We start from the raw sequence: 20,124 nt of genomic DNA, 5'->3' as shown, positions 1-20,124 counted from the left end.
ATGTTCGGCAAGCTCACCCTCCACTCGATCCCCTGGGATCAGCCGATCCCGCTGATCGCCGCCGCTATCGTCGGTGGCGGCATGCTTGCGGTGCTGTTCTGGACCTGGCGCGCCGGCCACATCCCCTATCTGTGGCGGGAATGGATCACCTCGGTCGATCACAAGCGGATCGGCATCATGTACTGCATCTTCGCCCTCGTGATGCTCGTCCGCGGCTTCGTCGACGCCGCGATGATGCGCAGCCAGCAGGCGATCGCCTTTGGCAATCCGGGCTATCTGCCACCCGAGCATTACGATCAGATCTTCTCGGCGCACGGCACGATCATGATCTTCTTCGTGGCGATGCCCTTCATGATCGGCATCATGAACTTCGTTGTGCCGCTGCAACTCGGCGTCCGCGACGTGGCGTTCCCGACGCTGAACAACGTCAGCTTCTGGCTCACCGCCAGCGGCGCGCTGCTCATCAACATGAGCCTCGTCATCGGCGAGTTTTCCAAGACCGGCTGGCTCGCCTATCCGCCGCTGTCGGAACTGCGCTTCTCGCCCGGCGTCGGCGTCGATTATTACCTTTGGGCGCTCCAGATATCCGGCGTCGGCACGCTCTTGTCCGGCGTCAACCTCGTCACCACCATCCTCAAGATGCGCGCGCCGGGCATGGGCTATACCCGCATGCCGATGTTCTGCTGGACCTCGCTCGCCTCCAATCTGCTGATCGTCGCCGCCTTCCCGATCCTCACCGCCACATTCGCGATGCTGCTGCTCGACCGCTACCTCGGCTTCCATTTCTTCACCAACGAACTCGGCGGCAACCAGATGATGTTCGTCAACCTCATCTGGGCGTGGGGCCATCCGGAGGTCTATATCCTGATCCTCCCCGCCTTCGGCATCTTCAGCGAAGTGGTGTCGACCTTCTCGGGCAAGCCGTTGTTCGGCTACCGCTCAATGATCGTCGCCACGATGGTGATCTGCATCCTGTCGTTCATGGTCTGGCTCCATCACTTCTTCACGATGGGGGCAGGGGCGGACGTCAACGGCTTCTTCGGCGTCACCACGATGATCATCGCGGTGCCGACGGGGGTAAAGGTCTTCAACTGGCTGTTCACCATGTACGGCGGTCGCATCCGCTTTGAAGTGCCGATGATGTGGGCGGTGGCGTTTATGATCACCTTCGTCATCGGCGGCATGACCGGCGTGCTGCTCGCGGTGCCGCCCGCCGATTTCGTGCTCCACAACTCGCTGTTCCTGGTGGCGCATTTCCACAACGTCATCATCGGCGGCGTGCTGTTCGGCGCGTTTGCCGCCTACAATTACTGGTTTCCCAAGGCGTTCGGCTTCAAGCTGCACGACGGCTGGGGCAAGGCCGCGTTCTGGCTGTGGGTGATCGGCTTCTACGTCGCCTTCATGCCGCTGTACGTCCTCGGGCTGATGGGGATGACCCGGCGGATGCAGCATTATGACGTGCCGGGCTGGCATCCGTGGCTGATCGTCGCGGCGTTCGGGGCGATGATGATCGCCGGCGGGATCGCCTGCCAGGTCATGCAGTTCTACGTTTCGATCAAGCATCGCCACGACCTGGCCGACACCAGCGGCGATCCGTGGGACGGCCGCAGTCTCGAATGGATCACCACCTCGCCGCCGCCGTTCAACTTTGCGGTGCTGCCCAACGTGAAGGGCGAGGAGGCCTATTGGGGCATCAAGGCGCAGGCGCGCGAGAACCGCGAACTGTCCGAACGCCCCAAGTACGAAGCCTTCCACATGCCGCGCAACTCGCCGACCGGTTTCGTCACCGCCTTCTTCACCACCGCCTTGGGCTTCGCGGCGGTATGGCACATCTGGTGGATGTTCATCCTGGGCTTCCTCGGCGCATGGGCGACCTTCGTCGTTTTCGCCTGGCGGGACGAGAACGAGATCGAGATCAGCGCCGCCGACGCGAAACGCCTCGACGACGAACGTCGCAACGCCAAGGCGCAGATGCTCGACATCCCGGCGGAGCGACCGGCATGACCTCCGCCACCGCCGACCAGCGCGCCCAAGGCAGCGATCCGCACAAACTCGGTCGCGGTGATACGCCACCCAGCGAGCGCGGCCCCGCTCAAAAGCGGATCGTCGTCGCCTACGGCTTCTGGATATTCCTGCTCACCGACTTCATCATGTTCGCCGGCTTCTTCGCCGCTTACGCCGTGCTGGCGAAGGCGACCGCCGGCGGCCCGAGCGCGGCAGACATCGTCGAGCTGCCGTTGGTCGGCGCGGAGACGGCGCTGCTGCTCGCCTCCAGCTTCGCCTGCGGCATGGCCGGGATCGCCACCGCGGCAAAAAACCGCTTCTGGTTTCAGGTCGCGATGGCCGTCACCGCGCTGCTCGGCGCAGGCTTTCTGTGTCTCGAAGCCTATGAATTCCTGAAGCTGATCGGCGAGGGACATGGGCCTCAGCGCAGCGCCTTCCTCTCCGCCTTCTTCGCTCTGGTCGGGTGCCACGGCCTGCATGTCATGCTCGGCCTGTTGTGGCTGACGACGATGATGGCACAGGTGCAGGCCAAGGGCTTCCGCGAAGAGATCGTCCGCCGCATCGCCTGTTTCAGCCTGTTCTGGCATGCGCTCGACATCATCTGGGTGGCGCTGTTCACCACCGTCTATCTGCTGGGAGTCGCAGGATGAGCGACCAGACCGAACTCGACGACGATCGCGCCCCCGGCGAGGGGCAGGGCGACGACATCCAGGCGAAGGTGCTGACCTATGTCGCCGGCTTCGTCCTCGCCGCGATCCTAACCGCCGCCTCGTTCGCGGTGGTGCATAGCGGTGTCATCTACGGCCCCGGCATCCCCGTGGCGCTGATCGCATTGGCGATCGCGCAGATGGGCGTCCACCTCGTCTTCTTCCTCCACGTCACCAGCGGCCCCGACAACACCAACAACGTGCTGGCGCTGGCGTTCGGCGTGCTGATCGTCGGCCTCGTCCTGATCGGATCGATCTGGATCATGAGCCACCTCGACCACAACCTCATGCCCGCCAGCATGCCGGCGATGTGAAAGAGGGTGGTCTTGCTCTACGCCGCCACCTGCATCGTTCCTCCACGAATCATATCCGCCGCTTTCTCCGCAATCATGATCGTCGGCGCGTTGGTGTTTCCGCTGATCAGCGACGGCATCACCGACGCATCGACCACCCGCAGTCCGTCCAGCCCACGCACCCGCAGCGTACCGTCGACGACCGCCTCCGTATCGCTGCCCATCCGGCACGTACCGATCGGATGGTAGATCGTCTCGGCCGTCGCCCGGACCCAGGCGTCGATCTGCGCGTCGCTGCGCACATCCTCGCCCGGCGCCAGTTCGGCGTCCCGATACGGATCGAGCGCCGCCTGCGCCGCCACGTCACGACCGATCTTGACTGCCTCGCGCAGCACCCGCCGATCCTCGGCGGTGCTCAGATAGTTCGGTTTGATCAGCGGATCGGCGAACGGATCGTCCGACTGCAACCCGATCCGTCCGCGGCTTTCGGGCCGCAACTGGCACAGATGCAGCGAAAAGCCGTCCTCCGTCGCCTTCACCTTGCCATGGTCCCGCATAATCGCCAGCACCGCGTGGATCTGGATATCGGCATGTTCCAGCCCCTCCCGCGACGGGATGAAGGCACCCGCCTCCAGGAAGTTCTGCCGCCCGACGCCCTTGCCGGTGAAGGCGTAGCGCAATCCCACACCCAGCTGGCGCAACCCCTTCACCTCGCTGAACACCGTCCGCAGGCCGCGGCTGCGCCAGTTCATGATGACGTCCAGATGATCCTGCAGATTTTCGCCCACGCCCGCCAGGTCGTGCACCGGTGCGACGCCGGCCGCCTGCAGTCGCTCCGGGTCGCCGATGCCGGAAAGCTGAAGCAGGTGTGGCGACTGGACGGCGCCCGCCGCCACCAGCACTTCCATTCGTGCGTCGGCCTGCCGCAGATCACGGCCGACCGCATAATCGATGCCGACCGCCTGGCCACCCATCAGCCTGATCCGCGTCGTGCGCGCATCCGTGACGATCGTCAGGTTGGGGCGGCGGAGGGCAGGGGCGAGATACGCCTCCGCCGCGGTCCAGCGTCGCCCGTCGCCGATCGTCAGATCGTAAGGTCCGAACCCTTCGGGCTGCGTACCGTTGAAGTCTTCCGTGACGGGATAGCCTGCCTGACGCCCTGCTTCGATGAAGGCGGCATTGAACGGGCTGTCGCTTTCGCCGGGCGATACCTTGAGCGGTCCGGTCTGGCCGTGCAGATCGCCGCCCCGGTGATGCCCCTCGAGCTTGCGGAACCACGGCAGCACGTCGTCCCAGCCCCAGCCTGCCAGCCCCGATTGCCGCCACCGGTCGTAATCACGGGGATGGCCCCGCGAATAGATCATGCCGTTAATCGCCGAACTGCCGCCAAGGCCCCGTCCGCGCGGCCACCACAGCCTTCGCCCATCCAGATGCGGCTCGGGCGCGGTCCAGAAGCCCCAATTGTGCTTGCTCTTCGCCTTGATCAGTTCGCCGACGCCCGCCGGCATCCGTACCAGCAATTCGCGGTTGCGCCCACCCGCCTCGACCAGCAACACGCTGACCGCCGGGTCTTCCGTCAGGCGGCCGGCAAGCACGCAGCCGGCCGATCCGCCGCCTATGACGATGTAATCGTAGATCCCGGTCCGCATGCTCTCTCCTCCGCGACCATTCCGGTCGTCATTCGGTCGCCCGGATAGCAGAGGAGCGCGATCATCTCCTCCATCAAGGTCGCGCGATCCAGCTCGGGTGCGTGGACCTTGCTCAATCCCAGCGTCATCAGCGCATAGCTTCGCACCATCGCATCGTGCCGATCGAACCCGTTCGCCTGCAGGCATCCGACCAGGAAACCGATCACCTGTCCGTCATGACGCTGCACCGCATCGCGTGCGCGGGAATCGCTCTCGGCCCATGCGCGCATGGCGATCGACAGCCGCGACATGCCGCGCCGACGCACCACCTGCGCCAGCAGGCGGATGCGTCCGATCGGGTTCGCCTCGGCGCGACCGATCGCGTCGATCAGTTCGGCGATCTGCGCGCCGGCGAAATAATCGGCTAGCCGTCCCTGATAATCGTCGAAGTCGCCGAAGTGATGATAGAAGCTGCCGGTCGAAACACGCAGTTCGCCGGCGAGCGGCCGCAGTTTCAACGCGCGCAGGCCACCGCGTCGCAGCAGCGATTGCCCCGCCTCCAGCCAGTCGCGGGGCGACAAATCGTGGGATCGCCGGATCGCTGGTCCGGGCGCGTTCGCATTACCTGTCGCCGGATTGACCATGACGAATGTTATGCCGTCGTCCGCCGGCGGTAAAGCCTTGTGCGATCATCGCGCGGGTCACGCCGTTGGTCCAGCCGAAGCCGTCCTGCAACGGATATTCACCGCCACCGCCCGGCAGCTTATGTACGACATTGTACTTCTCGAGCAGCTTGCCACTCGCGTCGTACTCCCGTTCGACCGTGGCGAGCCAGCCGCTCGCGATCCTTGTGGCGAGCGCATCCTCGCGATACCGCCGCAGCCCCTCGACGGCGATCCATTGCAAGGGTGCCCAGCCGTTCGGTTGATCCCATTGCTGTCCGGTGGTTCTTGCCGTCGTACCGAGGCCGCCCTCGCCGATCAGCGATGCCAGCACGGTTGCAGTGGCATGTGCCCGCTTCGGCGAGGCCAGCCCCGCGAACAGGGGGAACGCCATCGCGGCCGTACGTCCATCCATCGCGCGCCGGGTATCCAGATCGTAATCGGCATAATAGCCGCCAGCGCTATGCCACAGATGCGCGTCAATCGCGCGTCGACGGGCCGTTGCGGCGGTGTCGTATCGCCGCACGCACGCGTCATCGCGCAGGGTTCGGCAATTGTCGGCGATCGTTTGTTCCAGCCCGAACATCAGGCTGTTGAGATCGACCGGTACGATCCGGGTCGTGCGGATCGTTGCCAGCGTCCGGCCATCGGCCAGCCAGCGCGAGCTGAAATCCCATCCGCTTTCCGCCCCGGCGCGCAGGTCCCGAAACATCGTCCGTGCATCGCGTGCGGGTGTTGCCGCGACCAGCACCGCATCCTCCCGGTAGCTTTCGTCGCGGGGATCGTCGCGGTCGTCCCAATACCGGTTGAGCAGCGATCCATCCGACAGCCGGATCACCCGCGCATGTTCGCCGCCGGGCTTCAATCCTTCCGCTCCGGCCATCCAGAAATCGTGTTCAGCGCGAAGCCATCGGGTTCGCTGCGCCAGCGTCCCGGCGTCGCGCGACATCTGTGTGATCAGGTAGAAGAAGGGAGGTTGCGACCGGCTGAGGTAATAGCTCCGCGTGCCGTTCGGGATGCGGCCGTACCGGTCGATCAGACTGCCGAAATCGACGATCATATCCTCGACCAGATCCTGTCGCCCGGACACCTGAAGGCCGAGCATCGTGAACCAGCTGTCCCAATAATACATCTCGCGGAACCGTCCGCCGGGAACCACGAAGCGGCGGGGCAGTGACAGCGCGGACGATCCCGCCGGCACACTCGGCAGCGTCCGCGTGAGTTGCGGCCACAGCGCGTCGATATGTGCGGATAACGTCAATCTGCCCGACGGCGGGGGCGCGGCAGGCGTAACCGGCAGCGTGAAATTGGCGAGCACGAACGCCTTCAGCGCGGCATCGTCCTTGCAAACGCATTTCCGATAGTCCGCCAGGATAGCGGCATCGCTACGCCGCGGCTGTGCGTCGGCAAATGTTTTCGAATCGGGGAACACCCCGCGCATCTGGACATCGCGGAACAGCGCACCGAACCGCTGGGCGGGCGATAGTGGCGCGGCGGCGACGAGCAGGCCAGCGACGGCCAGCAGCATGGCACGAAACATCAGCGACTCTCCAGAACGATGCCATGGCTCAGCGATACGCGACGGATCTGCCGGTCGAACCGCAAGGCGGTGTTACCGTTGTCGTGCGGCAGCCGCAGTTCGAAGCCCGGTGCGTCGGTCCAGTCGGTCGCCGCCATCGCTTCGCCGGCCAGCGTCCGCCATTCGGCGTCGGCGTAGGGGGCAACCCGCGTCAGACCATGCGCCGCACGAAAGTCCGCCAGTGCAAAGGCGAACGCTTCCAGCGCGCGATCGCGCGCCGTCCAGTCGACCCAGCCGATCGCATTGTCCTGCGCATAGGCATTGTTGTTGCCCCGTTGCGTCCGGCCGAACTCGTCTCCCGCGCTGAGCATGATCGTGCCGCGCGAGGCGAACAGCGTCGCCAGCAGCGCCCGCACGTCGGCATTGCGGTGCACGATCACCATCGGGTCGTCGGTCGGCCCCTCGACCCCATCGTTCCAGCTATGGTTGTCGCCATGGCCGTCGCGATTGTCCTCGCCGTTCGCCTGATTGTGCCGTTCCGCATAGGCGACAGTGTCGGCCAGCGTGAAACCGTCATGCGCGGCGACGAAGTTGACGGTACGGGTGTCGCCGCTTCCGAACACGTCGGCCGATCCCGCCACCCGTGTCGCAAACATGCCCGCGGCACCATCGCCTTTCCAGAATCGACGCACATCGTCGCGATAGCGGTCGTTCCATTCCAGCCAGTCGGCCGGGAATTCTCCCAGTCGGTAGCCACCGGGACCGATATCCCACGGCTCGGCGATCATCACGCGGCTGGCCAGCAACGGATCGGCCGCAATCTCCGCAAAGATCGGTGCCTGCGCGTCGAACCCCGGCCCGCGCGCCAATATGGTCGCCAGATCGAACCGGAAGCCGTCGACGCCACAGCGCGCGAAATGCCGCAGGCTGTCCAGGATCATCGCCCGGACCTCCGGTTGGCTGCAATCGAGCGTGTTACCGGTGCCCGTGTCGTTGATCAGCGTGCCGTTGTGGGCATGTGCGTAATAGAGCGCCTCATCGAAACCACGCAGCGACAGCGTCGGCCCGTGCACGTCGCTTTCGCCGGTGTGATTGAAGACGAGGTCGAGGATGACGCCGATCCCCGCGGCACGCAACGCCGCCACCGTATCGCGCAATTCGGCTACGCCGCCCGGCGCGAGCCGCGGATCGATCGCCATCGGCACGACCGGATTATAGCCCCAGGCGTTGGTCAGTCCCAGCGGCGGCAAATGCCGCTCGTCGATCCATGCCACGATCGGCATCAGCTCGATCGCCGACACGCGCAGCGATCGCAGGTGAGCGATCACCGCGGGGTGTGCCAGTGCCGCAATCGTCCCCCGCTGCGCTTCGGGCACTGCCGGATGCAGCATCGTGAACCCGCGGACGTTGAGTTCGTAGATCAGGCCGCCGGGTGCGAACAGGGGCGACGACAGCGACCCGGTCGGAGGGCTATCCCGTACGATCGCGAGCGGCACGAGTCCGCCCGTATCCACCCCCCGCTCGCGCAGGCGCGCATCATAGGCAAACGGTCGATCGAGTTCGACCGCATGGGGATCGACCAGCAATTTCGCGGGATCGGCGGCGGCGCGATATCCGTACGCCTGCCCGGCGACGATCCCCGGAACCTCGACCGACCAGATGCCGTCCGCTCCCGCCATCGCGACGCGCCGCTCGCCTTCCGTACCGAACAGGCACAACGTCACCGGAGTCGCCGATCGGACGGCGAAGCGTGCCCCTCGTTCGCTCAGGTACACGCCCGGATGCCCGTCGGTCATCCGCGCGCCTGCCGCCGCACCCGCTCGATCACGTCACGACGTCCGGTGCGTCGCGTCCGGTATGCCGCTTCACGCCGGCAATCTCATCGGCCGCCGCGATGATATCGCTTAGTATCTCGCCCGTGTCGCGATCGAGATGCCCGTCCGCCGGTTCGTACCGCTCCAGATAGACGCGCAGGGTCGCGCCGCTCGTGCCTGTGCCCGACAGGCGGAACACCACGCGGCTACCGCCCTCGAACAGTACGCGCACGCCCTGGTTGCGGCTGACCGAGCCATCTGTCGGGTCGGTGTAGGCGAAGTCGTCCGCTTCGACGATCGTCAGCCCGGCGAGGGTCGTTCCCGGCAGCGACGCCAGCTTGCCGCGCAATTCCGTCATCAGGGCATCGGCGCGCTCGCTCTCGACACCTTCGTAATCGTGGCGCGCGTAATAGTTGCGGCCATAGGTCGCCCAGTGATCGCGCGCGATCGCGTCGACGGATTGCTTGCGTGCTGCGAGGATGTTGAGCCACAGCAGCACCGCCCACAAACCGTCCTTTTCCCGAACGTGATCTGATCCCGTACCGGCGCTTTCCTCGCCGCAAATCGTCGCCATGCCGGCATCGAGCAGATTGCCGAAGAATTTCCATCCGGTCGGCGTCTCGAACATCGGCAGCCCGAGCTTTTCCGCGACGCGATCCGCGGCGGCGCTGGTCGGCATCGACCGCGCGATCCCCTTCAACCCGCCCGCGTAGCCCGGCGCCAGATGCGCGTTCGCCGCCAGCATCGCGAGGCTGTCGGACGGCGTCACGAAGCGGTGGCGACCGATGATCAGGTTGCGATCGCCGTCCCCGTCCGATGCCGCGCCGAAATCCGGCGCGTCCGGTGCCATCATCGTCTCGTATAACTCGTGCGCGTGGACGAGGTTGGGATCGGGGTGATGACCGCCGAAATCCTCCAGTGGCGTGCCGTTGCGTACAGTGCCATGCGCAAAGCCGAGCCGCCGTTCGAGGATTTCCGTTGCATAGGGACCGGTGATCGCGTTCATCGCATCGAACGCCATCGTCAGGCCGGCGCCGCGGATGGCAGGAAAATCGAACAGCGTCTCCATCAACGCTGCATAATCCTCGACCGGATCGATAACCTCGACCGTCATGCCGCCGACCGCGACCTCGCCCAATGCGTCGAGGTCGACATCCGCCGCATCCACCGTCAGCCAGCGGTTGATCGTCTTCGTCCGCGCGTACAGGGCGTCGGTGATCTGTTCGGGCGCAGGGCCACCGTTGGCGATATTGTACTTGATCCCGAAATCCTCGGCCGGACCGCCGGGGTTGTGACTCGCCGACAGGATCAATCCGCCCAACGCCTTTCGGATGCGGATCATGTTGCTGGCCGCCGGCGTCGACAGCAGGCCGCCGCGCCCCACCACCACGCGCGCAAAACCATTCGCCGCGGCGATGCGGATCGCCTTCTGGATCACCTCACGGTTCAGGAAGCGACCATCGCCGCCGACGACCAGCGTCGCGCCGGACTTGCCGTCGATGACGTCGAAGACCGACTGGATGAAGTTCTCGGCATAATTCGGCTGCTGGAACACCTTCACCTTCTTGCGCAGGCCGGACGTTCCCGGCTTCTGGTCGGTGTAGGGCGTGGTCGCGACGGTGATGGTCATGCGGCTCCTGTCAGGCTCTTGTAGAGTTCGGCGTAGCGGCGACCGCTCTCCGCCCATGAGAAATCGGCACGCATCCCGTTACGCTGGATGCCGCACCACAGATCGGGACGCGCGTAGGCGGCGATCGCACGGCGAATGGCATGTGCCAGCGTGTGATAACCGGTTTCGCCATGCTGGAATCCGGTGGCGACACCGGCCGCGAGCGCGGCTTCGTTGGCGTCGATCACCGTGTCAGCCAGCCCGCCTGTGCGTGCCACGATCGGGACGCACCCATAAGCGAGGCCGTAGAGCTGGGTAAGACCGCAGGGTTCGAACCGCGACGGGATCAGGATCGCATCCGCGCCCCCTTGCAACAGGTGCGACAGCGGTTCGTCATAACCGATACGTACCCCGATGCGCCCCGGATGGCGCGCGGCGGCGGCGAGGAAGGCTGCCTCGAGATGCGCATCGCCCGACCCCAGCAGCGCGAGCCGCCCGCCGAGCGCGACTAGCTCGTCGAGGCATTGCACCAGAACGTCCATGCCCTTCTGCCAGGTCAGCCGGCTGATGACGGTGAAGATCGGGCCATCGCCGCGATCCAGTCCGAACATCTTTTCGACTGCGCGCTTGTTCGCCTTGCGCCGGCCGAGCGCGCGGGCGGTGTAGCGGCTGGGCAGGGCAGTATCGCTCTCCGGGTTCCACACCGCCGGGTCGATCCCGTTGACGATCCCGTGCACCCGCTCGCGCCGCGTTTCGATCAGGCCCTCCAGCCCCATGCCGAACCGGTCTTCGCGAATTTCGGCGGCATAGGTCGGGCTGACCGTCGTGATCGCATCGGCGGCCTCTAGTCCCGCCTTCAGGAACCCGACACCGCCATAATATTCGACCCCGTCCAGCGCGTAGGCGGCATCGGGCAGACCGAGTTCGGGGAAGATCGTCGTATCGAACCGGCCCTGAAAGGCGATGTTGTGCACGGTGACCACACTCGGCGTGCGCTTCGCCGCATCCGAATAGCGCAGATAGGCGGGCGCCATCGCCGCCTGCCAGTCGTGCGCGTGCAGCAGATCGAATCGCAATTTCGGCGCAGTGCCCGAGGCGATATCGGCAGCGGCACGGGACAGGGCCGCGAACCGCTGCCAGTCGTCGCCGTAACCATAGAGTCCGCCCGGACGTGCGAAGAGGGCAGGGGCATCGAGCACCAGCAGGGGATGCTCGCCGATCCGCGCCGACAATAATCGCGCCTCCACCCCCATCAGATCCGCCCAGCGGTGGACGACCTTCGCACCCTTCACGGCCGCGCCGACCGCCGGATAGCCCGGGATCAGCGTCGTCGTTGCAACCCCGTGCGGCGCAAGCGCATCCGGCAGGGCGCCGACCACATCGGCCAACCCGCCCGTCTTGACGAGCGGGAAAGCCTCCGATGCGACCGACAGGACGTTCAGCGTCGGCACCACGGTCACCGGTCCAGACGGTCGATCATCGGTTGCGTGATCAGGCAGATGCCCTTGTCGGTCCGGCGGAACCGGCGGGCGTCCAATTCGGGGTCCTCACCGACGACCAGACCGTCGGGAATGACGACGCCCCGGTCGAGCACCACGCGCTTCAGCTGCGCGTTGCGGCCGATGTGGCAATACGGCAGGACGACGGCCTCATCCAGCGACGAGAAACTGTGCGCGCGCACCCCGGTGGACAACAGGCTCCGCTGGATCGACGATCCCGACACAATGCAATTGCCCGATACCAGACTGGACACCGCCGATCCGCGCCGGCCATCCTCGTCATGGACGAACTTGGCGGGCGGGGTGATCTCCGAATAGGTCCACAGGGGCCATTCGTGATCGTAGACGTCGAGCTGCGGGATGATATCGGTCAGGTCGATATTGGCTTCCCAATAAGCATCGACCGTGCCGACGTCGCGCCAGTAGGCGGCGGGTTCCTCGCTGGTCCGCACGCAACTCGCGGAAAAACGATGCGCCTGCGCGTGGCCATGCTCGACCAGATAAGGGATGATGTCCTTGCCGAAATCGCGCGCCGAACCCGGCGTATCGGCATCGCGCCGCAGTTCCTCGATCAGGAACTTGGTGCGAAAGACATAGATACCCAGGCTGGCGAGCGCGGTATCGGGCTGGCCGGGGATCGACGGCGGATCGGCAGGCTTCTCGACGAAATCGATGATGCGGTCCTGTTCGTCGACGTGCATCACGCCGAACGCCACCGCCTCCATCCGCGGCACTTCCATACAGGCGACGGTCACGTCGGCACCGCTGTTGCAGTGCTGCTGCAACATGATTTCGTAATCCATCTTGTAGATGTGATCGCCGGCCAGGATCACCATATACTCGACGTCGTACGCCTCGATGATGTCGATGTTCTGGAACACCGCATCGGCGGTGCCCTCATACCATTGGAATTCCGACACGCGTTGCGAGGCGGGGAGAATGTCGAAGCTCTCGTTGCGTTCCGGCCGCAGGAAGTTCCAGCCGCGTTGCAGGTGGCGGATCAGCGAATGCGCCTTGTACTGCGTCGCGACGCCGATGCGGCGAATGCCCGAATTGATCGCGTTCGACAGCGCAAAATCGATGATCCGGCTCTTGCCGCCGAAATAGACCGCCGGCTTGGCGCGCGTGTCGGTCAGCTCCATCAATCGGCTGCCGCGGCCGCCCGCCAGCACATAGGCCATCGCATCGCGCGACAGCGGCTGCCCTCGTCTGTCTACCATTCGCACCCTCCTGTTATCGTCACCGGCCGTTTCAGCCTTCATATTCCAGCATGATCGTGGCCAGCGGCGGCAGGGTGACCCATGCCGCACCCTGCTTCGCCTCGACACCACCCAGGTTACCCAGGCCCGATCCCCAATAATCATGGGCATCGGAGTTCATGATCTCGCGCCAGCGGCCATCATGCGGCAACGGCACGCGATACGGCGCGCGCGCGACCGGCGTCAGGTTGGCGATCACCGCCACCGGCTTCTCGCCGGGCGCCTTGCGCAGCCAGGCGAACACGGAATTGGTCGCATCGTCGCCGATCAGCCACTCGAACCCCTCCGCCTCGCAATCGCGCGCATGCAACGCGGGCGTGTCGCGATAGACGCGGTTGAGCTCGCGAACGAGTTTGCGCACGCCCTCATGCGCCGCCGAATTGCGGAGGTGCCAGTCGAGCGCACGTTCCTCGCTCCATTCCTGCCGCTGGGCGAACTCCTGTCCCATGAACAACAGCTTCTTGCCGGGATAGCCCCACATGAAGGCGTAATAGGCGCGCAGGTTGGCAAATTGCTGCCAGTCGTCGCCGGCCATCTTTGTCAGCAGCGATCCCTTGCCGTGCACGACCTCGTCATGACTCAGCGGCAGAACGAAATTCTCATCGAAGGCATAGACGAAGCCGAAGGTGATCTCGCCATGATGATGGCGGCGATGCACCGGTTCGCGCGCGAAATACTGGAGCGTATCGTGCATCCAGCCCATGTTCCACTTGAACCCGAAGCCGAGGCTTTCCTTCGGCCCCTCCTCGAACGCCGGCATCGATACGCCGGGCCAGCTGGTCGATTCCTCCGCAACCGTGAACACGCCGTCCTGCTTGCCGTAGACCGCCCGGTTCATGTCGCGGAGGAAGGTCACTGCCTCCCAATTCTCGCGCCCGCCCTGCTCGTTCGGAATCCACTCGCCCGGTTCACGGCTGTAATCGCGATACAGCATCGACGCGACCGCATCGACGCGCAGGCCATCGACGTGATAGCGCTCCGGCCAGAACAGCGCGTTGTTGATGAGGAACGAGCGCACCTCGCGCCGACCGAAATTGTAGATCGCCGTGTTCCAATCGGGATGGAAGCCGAGCTTCGGGTCCTCATGTTCGTACAATGCCGTGCCGTCGAACCGGCTCAGGCCGTGCGCGTCGACCGGGAAATGCGCCGGTACCCAGTCCAGCAATACGCCGACCCCGGCACGATGCGCTCCATCGACGAATCGCGCGAAGCCGTCGGCATCACCGAACCGGGCGGAGGGCGCGTACAGGCCGGTCGTCTGGTATCCCCATGACGGATCATAGGGGTGTTCGCTGATCGGCATGAACTCGATATGCGTGAAGCCCATGTCGACGACGTAAGGGATCAGCCGGTCGGCGAGCGCATCCCACGACAGATACCAGCCGTTCTCGTCCTTGTCCCAACTGCCCGCATGCACTTCGTAGATGCTCATCGGCACCCGGCGCGGATCGACCTTTGCCCAGGTCTCGCGATGCGCATCGTCGCCCCAGACGTGCGCGGGCGGCGCGGTCGTGATGGAAGCGGTCTTCGGGCGCAGCTCCGCGGCAAAGGCGAACGGATCGGCCTTCAGCGGCTGCAACCGCCCGTCCGGGCCGTGGATCGCGAACTTGTAGCTGCGACCCTCGCCGATATCGGGGAGGAAGATTTCCCAAACGCCGACGTCGCTGCGGCGACGCATGACGTGGCGGGCGTGGTTCCAGTCGTTGAAGTCGCCGACCACCGACACGCGCTGCGCATTCGGCGCCCACACCGCGAAATGCATGCCGGACGCACCCTGATGGTCGATCAGGTGCGCGCCCATCTTGTCGTAGAGGCGGAAGTGCGATCCCTCCGCAATCAGATAATCGTCGGTCGGCCCGAGCACGGGTCCGAAGCTGTAGGGGTCGGCCACCCACCATTCCGCGCCATAACCCTGCGCCTTGTAACGCACTGGTTGCGGTGATCCCGCGATGACCCCTTCGAACAGATCGTCGATACCAACGCGCGTCAGCATGCCCAGCGACGTGCCGACGAGGTCGTGCGCCTCTGCCGTCTCGGCACCCGGTATCCAGGCGCGCGCGAAGGTACCGCCCGGACCCGCGAACACGCCGAGCAGCGAGAACGGATCGTCGTGGCGCCCGTCGAGCAGGGCGGCAATGGCGCCACGCGGTGGTTTCACATGACCCCCCAAATCTGTTTTGCATATTCGCCGATCGTCCGATCGGACGAGAACCAGCCCATGTTGGCGACGTTGAGCACGGCCGATCGGCCCCATGCCGCCGGGTCGTTCCACTTGGCATCGACGTCGCGTTGCGCGGCGGCATAAGCATCGAAATCGGCGGTGAGCATGAACCAGTCGTGGTCGTACAGGCCGTCCATCAGCCCCTTGTACCGGTCGGGATCGTCCGGCGAGAACACGCCGGACGCGATCGCATTGACCGCCTGCGCCAGTTCGGGCGATGCGGCGATCACGTCGCGCCCGCGATAACCGCTGTTGCGCTTGTCGGCGACTTCGTCCGCGGTCAGGCCGAAGATGAAGATGTTGTCGTCACCGACGTGATCCTTGATCTCGATATTCGCACCGTCGAGCGTACCGATCGTCAGCGCACCGTTGAGCGCGAACTTCATGTTGCCGGTGCCGGAGGCTTCCATGCCCGCGGTCGAGATCTGTTCGGATAGATCGGCGGCGGGGATGATCCGTTCCGCCATGCTGACGTTGTAATTGGGCACGAACGCCACCTTCAGCAGGTCGCCGACCGCGGGATCGGCGTTGATCCGCTTGGCCACGTCATTCGCCAGTTTGATGATGAGCTTGGCGTTATGATAGCTCGATGCCGCCTTGCCCGCGAACAGCTTCACGCGCGGCGTCCACTGCCGCTCCGGATGGCTGCGGATCTGGTCGTACAGCGCCACCGCCTCGACGATGCCGAGCAGCTGGCGCTTGTATTCGTGGATGCGCTTGATCTGCACGTCGAAGATCGCATCGGGATCGATGCTCAAACCCATGCTGTCCTTGATATACGTCGAGAGCGTCACCTTGTTGGAACGCTTCACCGCGGCGAAACGCTCCCGGAATGATGCATCGTCGGCAAAAGGAATCAGCGCGGTCAGCTTCATCGCGTCGTCGCGAAAATCCTCGCCGATCGCTTGCGTCAGCAGATCGGTGAGGCCGGGATTGCATTGCTGCAACCAGCGGCGCGGCGTGATGCCGTTGGTCTTGTTGTTGATCCGGTCGGGATAGAGGCGGTGGAGATCGGCGAAGACCGTCTTCTTCATCAGCTCGGTATGCAGCGCCGCGACGCCATTGACGCTGTGGCTGCCCGCAAAGGCGAGGTTCGCCATGCGCACGCGCCGCTCGCCGCCCTCGTCGATCAGGCTGATCGCGGCGATCGCGCGATCGTCGATCCCCTCGGCCTTTACCGCCTCGCGCAGCAGTCTGGCGTTGATCGCATAGACGATCTGCATGTGCCGCGGCAGCAGCCGTTCGAACAACGGCAGCGGCCAGCTTTCCAGCGCCTCGGGCAGCAACGTGTGGTTGGTATAGCCGAAGGTCGCACGGGTGATGTCCCACGCCTCGTCGAACGACAGTTCGTGAAAATCGGTGAGGATGCGCATCAGCTCGGCGACGGCCACTGCGGGGTGGGTGTCGTTGAGCTGGATCGCCGCCTTGTCGCTCAGCGTCCGGATGTCGCCGAAATACTGGACATGCCGGCGGACGATGTCCTGGATCGATGCGGAGGAGAAAAAGTATTCCTGTCGCAGCCGCAGTTCCTGTCCCGCCGGCGTGCTGTCGTTGGGATACAGCACGCGCGTCAGCGTTTCGGCACGGGTCTGGCCGGCCAGCGCGCCCTCGAAATCGCCGGCATTGAACTGGTCGAGCTTGATCGGATCGAATGCGCGCGCATTCCACAGCCGCAGCGTGTTGACCCGCTTGCCGCGCCAGCCGACCATCGGCGTATCGAAGGCGACCGCCTCTACAGCCTCCGCGGGGGACCAATGGACCCGGCCCTCCGCGACGCTCGTCACCTCGCCGCCGAAGCCGATGAAATAGGCGCTCTCGCGGCGTTCGAACTCCCACGGGTTGCCATGCGCCAGCCAGTTTTCCGGCAGCTCCATCTGCCAGCCGTCGTCCAGCCGCTGGCGGAACATGCCGTTCACGTAGCGGATGCCATAGCCGTAGGCGGGCAGGTCGAGGCTCGCGAGGCTTTCCATGAAGCACGCCGCCAGCCGGCCTAGACCACCGTTGCCGAGCGCGGCGTCGGGTTCGATCTCCTCGATCTCGGCCAGATTCACGCCCAGCGTCGCCAGCGCCTCTGCCACCTCGTCGTTGTGGCGCAGGTTCGACAATGCATCGCGCAGCAGCCGGCCGATCAGGAATTCGAGGCTGAGGTAATAGACCCGCTTGGCCCCCGCGGCGTGCGCCGCCTTGGTCGATTCCATCCAGCGTTCGATGATCTCGTTACGCAGGGTGAAGATCGTCGCCGCCAGCCAGTCGTGCGGGCGGGCGGCCTGCGCATCCTTGCCGATGCGATGGGCGAGGGTATCGACGATGGCGGAAGCAAGTTCGTTACGGGTCGTGGTCGGAAGAGCGGCGGCTGGGCTGTCTGTCACGGCATGTCCGGAGCAAGAGGAAGGCGCACTAGACGACGACGATCGCCCGATGTCACCCATTTAAAGGCCGTATCGGGATTAAAGCATGCCGATCAGCAGGGTGAGGTTCAGCCCGATGATGATCGCCGCAATGGCCCAGGCAAGGGTACGAAGCCATAACGGGCTGACGAAGCGGCCCATCACCCGGCTTTGACCGGTGAACAGCACCAGCGGCACGACCGCGAATGGCAGTTGCAGGCTGAGCACCACCTGACTGAGCACCAGCAACTGCGTAGCGCCGCTGTCGCCCGATGCGCCGACGACGATCACCGCCGGCACGATCGCGAGCAATCGCGTCACCAGCCGGCGCAGCCACACCGGCAGCCGCAGGTTGAGGAACCCCTCCATCACGATCTGCCCGGCGAGCGTGCCGGTGACCGTACTGTTCTGTCCCGAGGCGAGCAGCGCGATACCGAACACCACGCTCGCCGCGCCGACGCCCATCATCGGTGCCAGCAGGCGATACGCCTCGTCGATTTCCGCCACTTCGGTCCGACCGGCGGTATGGAACACGGCGGCGGCGACGATCAGGATCGCGGCGTTGATGAAGAAGGCGAGGCCGAGCGCGATCGTGCTGTCCAGCGTCGCCATCTTCGCCGCTTCCGCCTTGCCCTCGTCGGTGGGAGCGAAGGCGCGGGTCTGGACGATCGAGGAATGGAGGTAGAGGTTGTGCGGCATTACCGTCGCACCGAGAATGCCGATCGCGAGGTACAATTTGGCCGGATCGGTGACGATGCCGGGGGAGGGGATGAACCCCGCCATCAGCGCGCCCATGTCCGGCTTCGCGTGGAACAGTTCGTAGGCGAAACAGCCGGCGATGATGACGAGCAACGCGACGATGAAGGCCTCGATCTTGCGGAAGCCGAAGCGTTGCAGCGCGAGGATCAGGAACACGTCGAGCGCGGTCAGCACAACGCCCCAGACCAGCGGCATGCCGAACAGCAGCTTGAGCGCGATCGCGGTGCCGAGCACCTCGGCAAGGTCGCAGGCGATGATCGCGACTTCCGCCAACACCCAGAGTACCAGCGATACCGGTTTGGAATAATAGGCGCGGCACGCCTGCGCGAGGTCGAGCCCGGCGGCGACGCCCAGACGGACGGACAGCGCCTGCAACACGATCGCCATCAGGTTCGACAGCAGGATGACCGACAGCAGGGTATAGCCGAACGCCGATCCGCCGGCGATGTCGGTCGCCCAGTTGCCGGGGTCCATATAGCCGACTGCGACGAGGAAGCCCGGCCCCATGAACGCGCCCAGCCGCCGCCAGCCCTTCAGGCCGGTCGGCACGGCGACGCTGCGATGGCTGCCGCTGAGCGATGCGGGATGGGGGTGGCTGGGAGGGGCGGCAGTCGTCGGCGTGGCTGTCGTCATGAACCGACCTGTGACGGATGGCAGCGGTCGGGGCAAAGGGAAAAGCGCGGATCGTCCTGGCCCAAGTTAGAAGGGCCCGGGGCTAAGCCGCTCTTGCCGTCAGCTGACGCGGCGTAATCTCATACCGGCGCGGCATCCACATCCGGTCCGGCGCCGTAATGGTGCCAGGTGAAGATCGCGAGCGCTCCACGATGCGGCCGCCAGGCTTCGGCCAGCGCGCGACAGAGCTTTTCCGAGGGCCGCTCGTCATGGCCCAACAGCCGGCCGAGCTCGATCTGCACGGCGAGGTCGCCGGCAGGCCAGATGTCCTGCCGCCCCTCGGCGAACAGCAGGTAGATTTCGGCGGACCAGCGACCGATGCCCTTCACCCGCACCAGTTGCGCGATCGCCTCCTCGTCGTCGGCTGGCAGATTGTCGAGGTCGAGGCGCCCACTGGTCACCTCTTCGGCGAGGCTGCGGGCGTAGCTCGCCTTCTGCCGCGACAGGCCGGCGGCGCGCAGCGTCTCGTCGCTGGCGGCGAGGATGGTGTGCGGATCGCCGGGCTCGCCGACCAGCGTCTCCAGCTTGCGATACACCGCGGCGGCCGAAGCGACGCTGACCTGCTGGCCAAGGATGGTGCGCAGCAGCGTCGCATAGCCGCGCTCGCGGATGCGGGGCGGTGGATAGCCGACGCGCGACAACCCGGCGGCGAAGCCCGGCTCCGCGGCGGCGAGCGCATCCATCGCCACGCGGATCTGTTCGGCGCTCAGGCCCATGCTTGATCCTTTGGCGACGGCGCGGCATGGCCGGCGGCGACTTCAGCGGAGAATATCATGTCCAAGCTTATCGTCACGACGCGTGAGGGGGAAGAACGCGAGATCATGGGCGAAGCCGGCCTGTCGGTGATGGAGGTGATCCGCGACGCCGGTATCGACGAACTGCTGGCGCTGTGCGGTGGCTGCTGCAGCTGCGCCACCTGCCACGTCCATGTCGACCCGGATTTTGCGGACAAACTGCCCGCGATGGGACCGGACGAGGACGATCTGCTCGATTCGAGCGACGAGCGCAACGCGACGTCGCGCCTGTCGTGCCAGATCCAGATGACGCCGGCGCTCGACGGCCTGAAGGTGACGATCGCCGGCGAGGATTGA

At 65.3% G+C, this 20,124-nt stretch carries 15 protein-coding genes; 4 read left to right on the top strand and 11 right to left on the bottom strand.

Annotation, left to right across the window (positions count from 1 at the left end; translation table 11 throughout):
- Genes cyoB through cyoD form a run of 3 tightly spaced genes read left to right on the top strand, consistent with a single transcriptional unit; the run spans position 1 to position 3,025 of the window.
- Complete coding sequence (cyoB, locus tag LRA87_RS09120; protein WP_230631041.1) at positions 1–2,004, top strand: cytochrome o ubiquinol oxidase subunit I; 2,004 nt, start codon at positions 1–3, stop codon at positions 2,002–2,004.
- A complete protein-coding gene (locus LRA87_RS09115) occupies positions 2,001–2,654 on the top strand; it encodes a cytochrome (ubi)quinol oxidase subunit III (protein ID WP_230631040.1) in 654 nt (217 codons plus the stop codon). The genes cyoB and LRA87_RS09115 overlap by 4 nt, the downstream gene beginning before the upstream one ends.
- The gene (cyoD, locus tag LRA87_RS09110; protein WP_230631039.1) at positions 2,651–3,025 is read left to right on the top strand and encodes a cytochrome o ubiquinol oxidase subunit IV; all 375 of its coding nucleotides are present in this window, start codon (positions 2,651–2,653) and stop codon (positions 3,023–3,025) included. Before LRA87_RS09115 ends, cyoD begins: the two co-directional genes overlap by 4 nt.
- Positions 3,026–3,042: 17 nt before the next feature.
- Here the strand turns inward: cyoD and LRA87_RS09105 are convergent, their stop codons facing one another.
- The 11 genes from LRA87_RS09105 to LRA87_RS09055 all read right to left on the bottom strand — a co-directional run bounded on the left by LRA87_RS09105 (position 3,043) and on the right by LRA87_RS09055 (position 19,749).
- Positions 3,043–4,653, bottom strand: coding sequence for a choline dehydrogenase (locus tag LRA87_RS09105; protein WP_230631038.1), 1,611 nt, complete (start codon positions 4,651–4,653; stop codon positions 3,043–3,045).
- Complete coding sequence (locus LRA87_RS09100) at positions 4,620–5,213, bottom strand: TetR/AcrR family transcriptional regulator (protein WP_230631037.1); 594 nt, start codon at positions 5,211–5,213, stop codon at positions 4,620–4,622. Before LRA87_RS09100 ends, LRA87_RS09105 begins: the two co-directional genes overlap by 34 nt.
- A 40-nt stretch (positions 5,214–5,253) precedes the next feature.
- Positions 5,254–6,834, bottom strand: a complete 1,581-nt coding sequence (gene treA / locus LRA87_RS09095) for an alpha,alpha-trehalase TreA (RefSeq protein ID WP_230631036.1) — start codon at positions 6,832–6,834, stop codon at positions 5,254–5,256.
- Positions 6,834–8,609 (bottom strand): glycogen debranching protein GlgX, encoded by a 1,776-nt coding sequence (glgX, locus tag LRA87_RS09090; protein ID WP_230631035.1) that lies wholly within the window; start codon positions 8,607–8,609, stop codon positions 6,834–6,836. The genes treA and glgX overlap by 1 nt, the downstream gene beginning before the upstream one ends.
- A gap of 28 nt (positions 8,610–8,637) precedes the next feature.
- Entirely contained in the window at positions 8,638–10,257 is a 1,620-nt protein-coding gene (locus LRA87_RS09085) for an alpha-D-glucose phosphate-specific phosphoglucomutase (protein ID WP_230631034.1), read from the bottom strand.
- Positions 10,254–11,687: a glycogen synthase GlgA gene (gene glgA / locus LRA87_RS09080; protein WP_230631219.1), complete on the bottom strand. Its 1,434-nt coding sequence runs from the start codon at positions 11,685–11,687 to the stop codon at positions 10,254–10,256. Before glgA ends, LRA87_RS09085 begins: the two co-directional genes overlap by 4 nt.
- 5 nt (positions 11,688–11,692) lie before the next feature.
- Positions 11,693–12,955, bottom strand: a complete 1,263-nt coding sequence (gene glgC, locus LRA87_RS09075; RefSeq protein ID WP_230631033.1) for a glucose-1-phosphate adenylyltransferase — start codon at positions 12,953–12,955, stop codon at positions 11,693–11,695.
- A gap of 31 nt (positions 12,956–12,986) precedes the next feature.
- A complete protein-coding gene (glgB, locus tag LRA87_RS09070) occupies positions 12,987–15,152 on the bottom strand; it encodes a 1,4-alpha-glucan branching protein GlgB (protein ID WP_230631032.1) in 2,166 nt (721 codons plus the stop codon).
- Positions 15,149–17,584, bottom strand: coding sequence for a glycogen/starch/alpha-glucan phosphorylase (locus LRA87_RS09065; RefSeq protein ID WP_230631031.1), 2,436 nt, complete (start codon positions 17,582–17,584; stop codon positions 15,149–15,151). The genes glgB and LRA87_RS09065 overlap by 4 nt, the downstream gene beginning before the upstream one ends.
- Positions 17,585–17,662: 78 nt before the next feature.
- Positions 17,663–18,994 (bottom strand): Nramp family divalent metal transporter, encoded by a 1,332-nt coding sequence (locus LRA87_RS09060; protein ID WP_230631030.1) that lies wholly within the window; start codon positions 18,992–18,994, stop codon positions 17,663–17,665.
- A gap of 119 nt (positions 18,995–19,113) precedes the next feature.
- Complete coding sequence (locus LRA87_RS09055; RefSeq protein WP_230631029.1) at positions 19,114–19,749, bottom strand: DNA-3-methyladenine glycosylase family protein; 636 nt, start codon at positions 19,747–19,749, stop codon at positions 19,114–19,116.
- 57 nt (positions 19,750–19,806) lie between these two features.
- On the opposite strand from LRA87_RS09055, the gene LRA87_RS09050 reads away from it, so the two are divergent.
- Entirely contained in the window at positions 19,807–20,124 is a 318-nt protein-coding gene (locus LRA87_RS09050) for a 2Fe-2S iron-sulfur cluster-binding protein (protein ID WP_230631028.1), read from the top strand.

It is taken from the genome of Sphingomonas sp. Leaf37 (genome assembly GCF_920939475.1).
GTDB lineage: Bacteria > Pseudomonadota > Alphaproteobacteria > Sphingomonadales > Sphingomonadaceae > Sphingomonas.
The sequence above is the reverse complement of the archived record's forward strand: the minus strand, read 5'-3'. Positions and strand labels throughout refer to the sequence as shown.

Bases quoted from the DNA above. Each gene is read 5' to 3' on its own strand.
- cyoB (WP_230631041.1), top strand. From the start codon at position 1: ATGTTCGGCAAGCTCACCCTCCACTCGATCCCCTGGGATCAGCCGATC.
- LRA87_RS09115 (WP_230631040.1), top strand. From the start codon at position 2,001: ATGACCTCCGCCACCGCCGACCAGCGCGCCCAAGGCAGCGATCCGCAC.
- cyoD (WP_230631039.1), top strand. From the start codon at position 2,651: ATGAGCGACCAGACCGAACTCGACGACGATCGCGCCCCCGGCGAGGGG.
- LRA87_RS09105 (WP_230631038.1), bottom strand. From the start codon at position 4,653: ATGCGGACCGGGATCTACGATTACATCGTCATAGGCGGCGGATCGGCC.
- treA (WP_230631036.1), bottom strand. From the start codon at position 6,834: ATGTTTCGTGCCATGCTGCTGGCCGTCGCTGGCCTGCTCGTCGCCGCC.
- glgX (WP_230631035.1), bottom strand. From the start codon at position 8,609: ATGACCGACGGGCATCCGGGCGTGTACCTGAGCGAACGAGGGGCACGC.
- LRA87_RS09085 (WP_230631034.1), bottom strand. From the start codon at position 10,257: ATGACCATCACCGTCGCGACCACGCCCTACACCGACCAGAAGCCGGGA.
- glgC (WP_230631033.1), bottom strand. From the start codon at position 12,955: ATGGTAGACAGACGAGGGCAGCCGCTGTCGCGCGATGCGATGGCCTAT.
- LRA87_RS09060 (WP_230631030.1), bottom strand. From the start codon at position 18,994: ATGACGACAGCCACGCCGACGACTGCCGCCCCTCCCAGCCACCCCCAT.
- LRA87_RS09055 (WP_230631029.1), bottom strand. From the start codon at position 19,749: ATGGGCCTGAGCGCCGAACAGATCCGCGTGGCGATGGATGCGCTCGCC.
- LRA87_RS09050 (WP_230631028.1), top strand. From the start codon at position 19,807: ATGTCCAAGCTTATCGTCACGACGCGTGAGGGGGAAGAACGCGAGATC.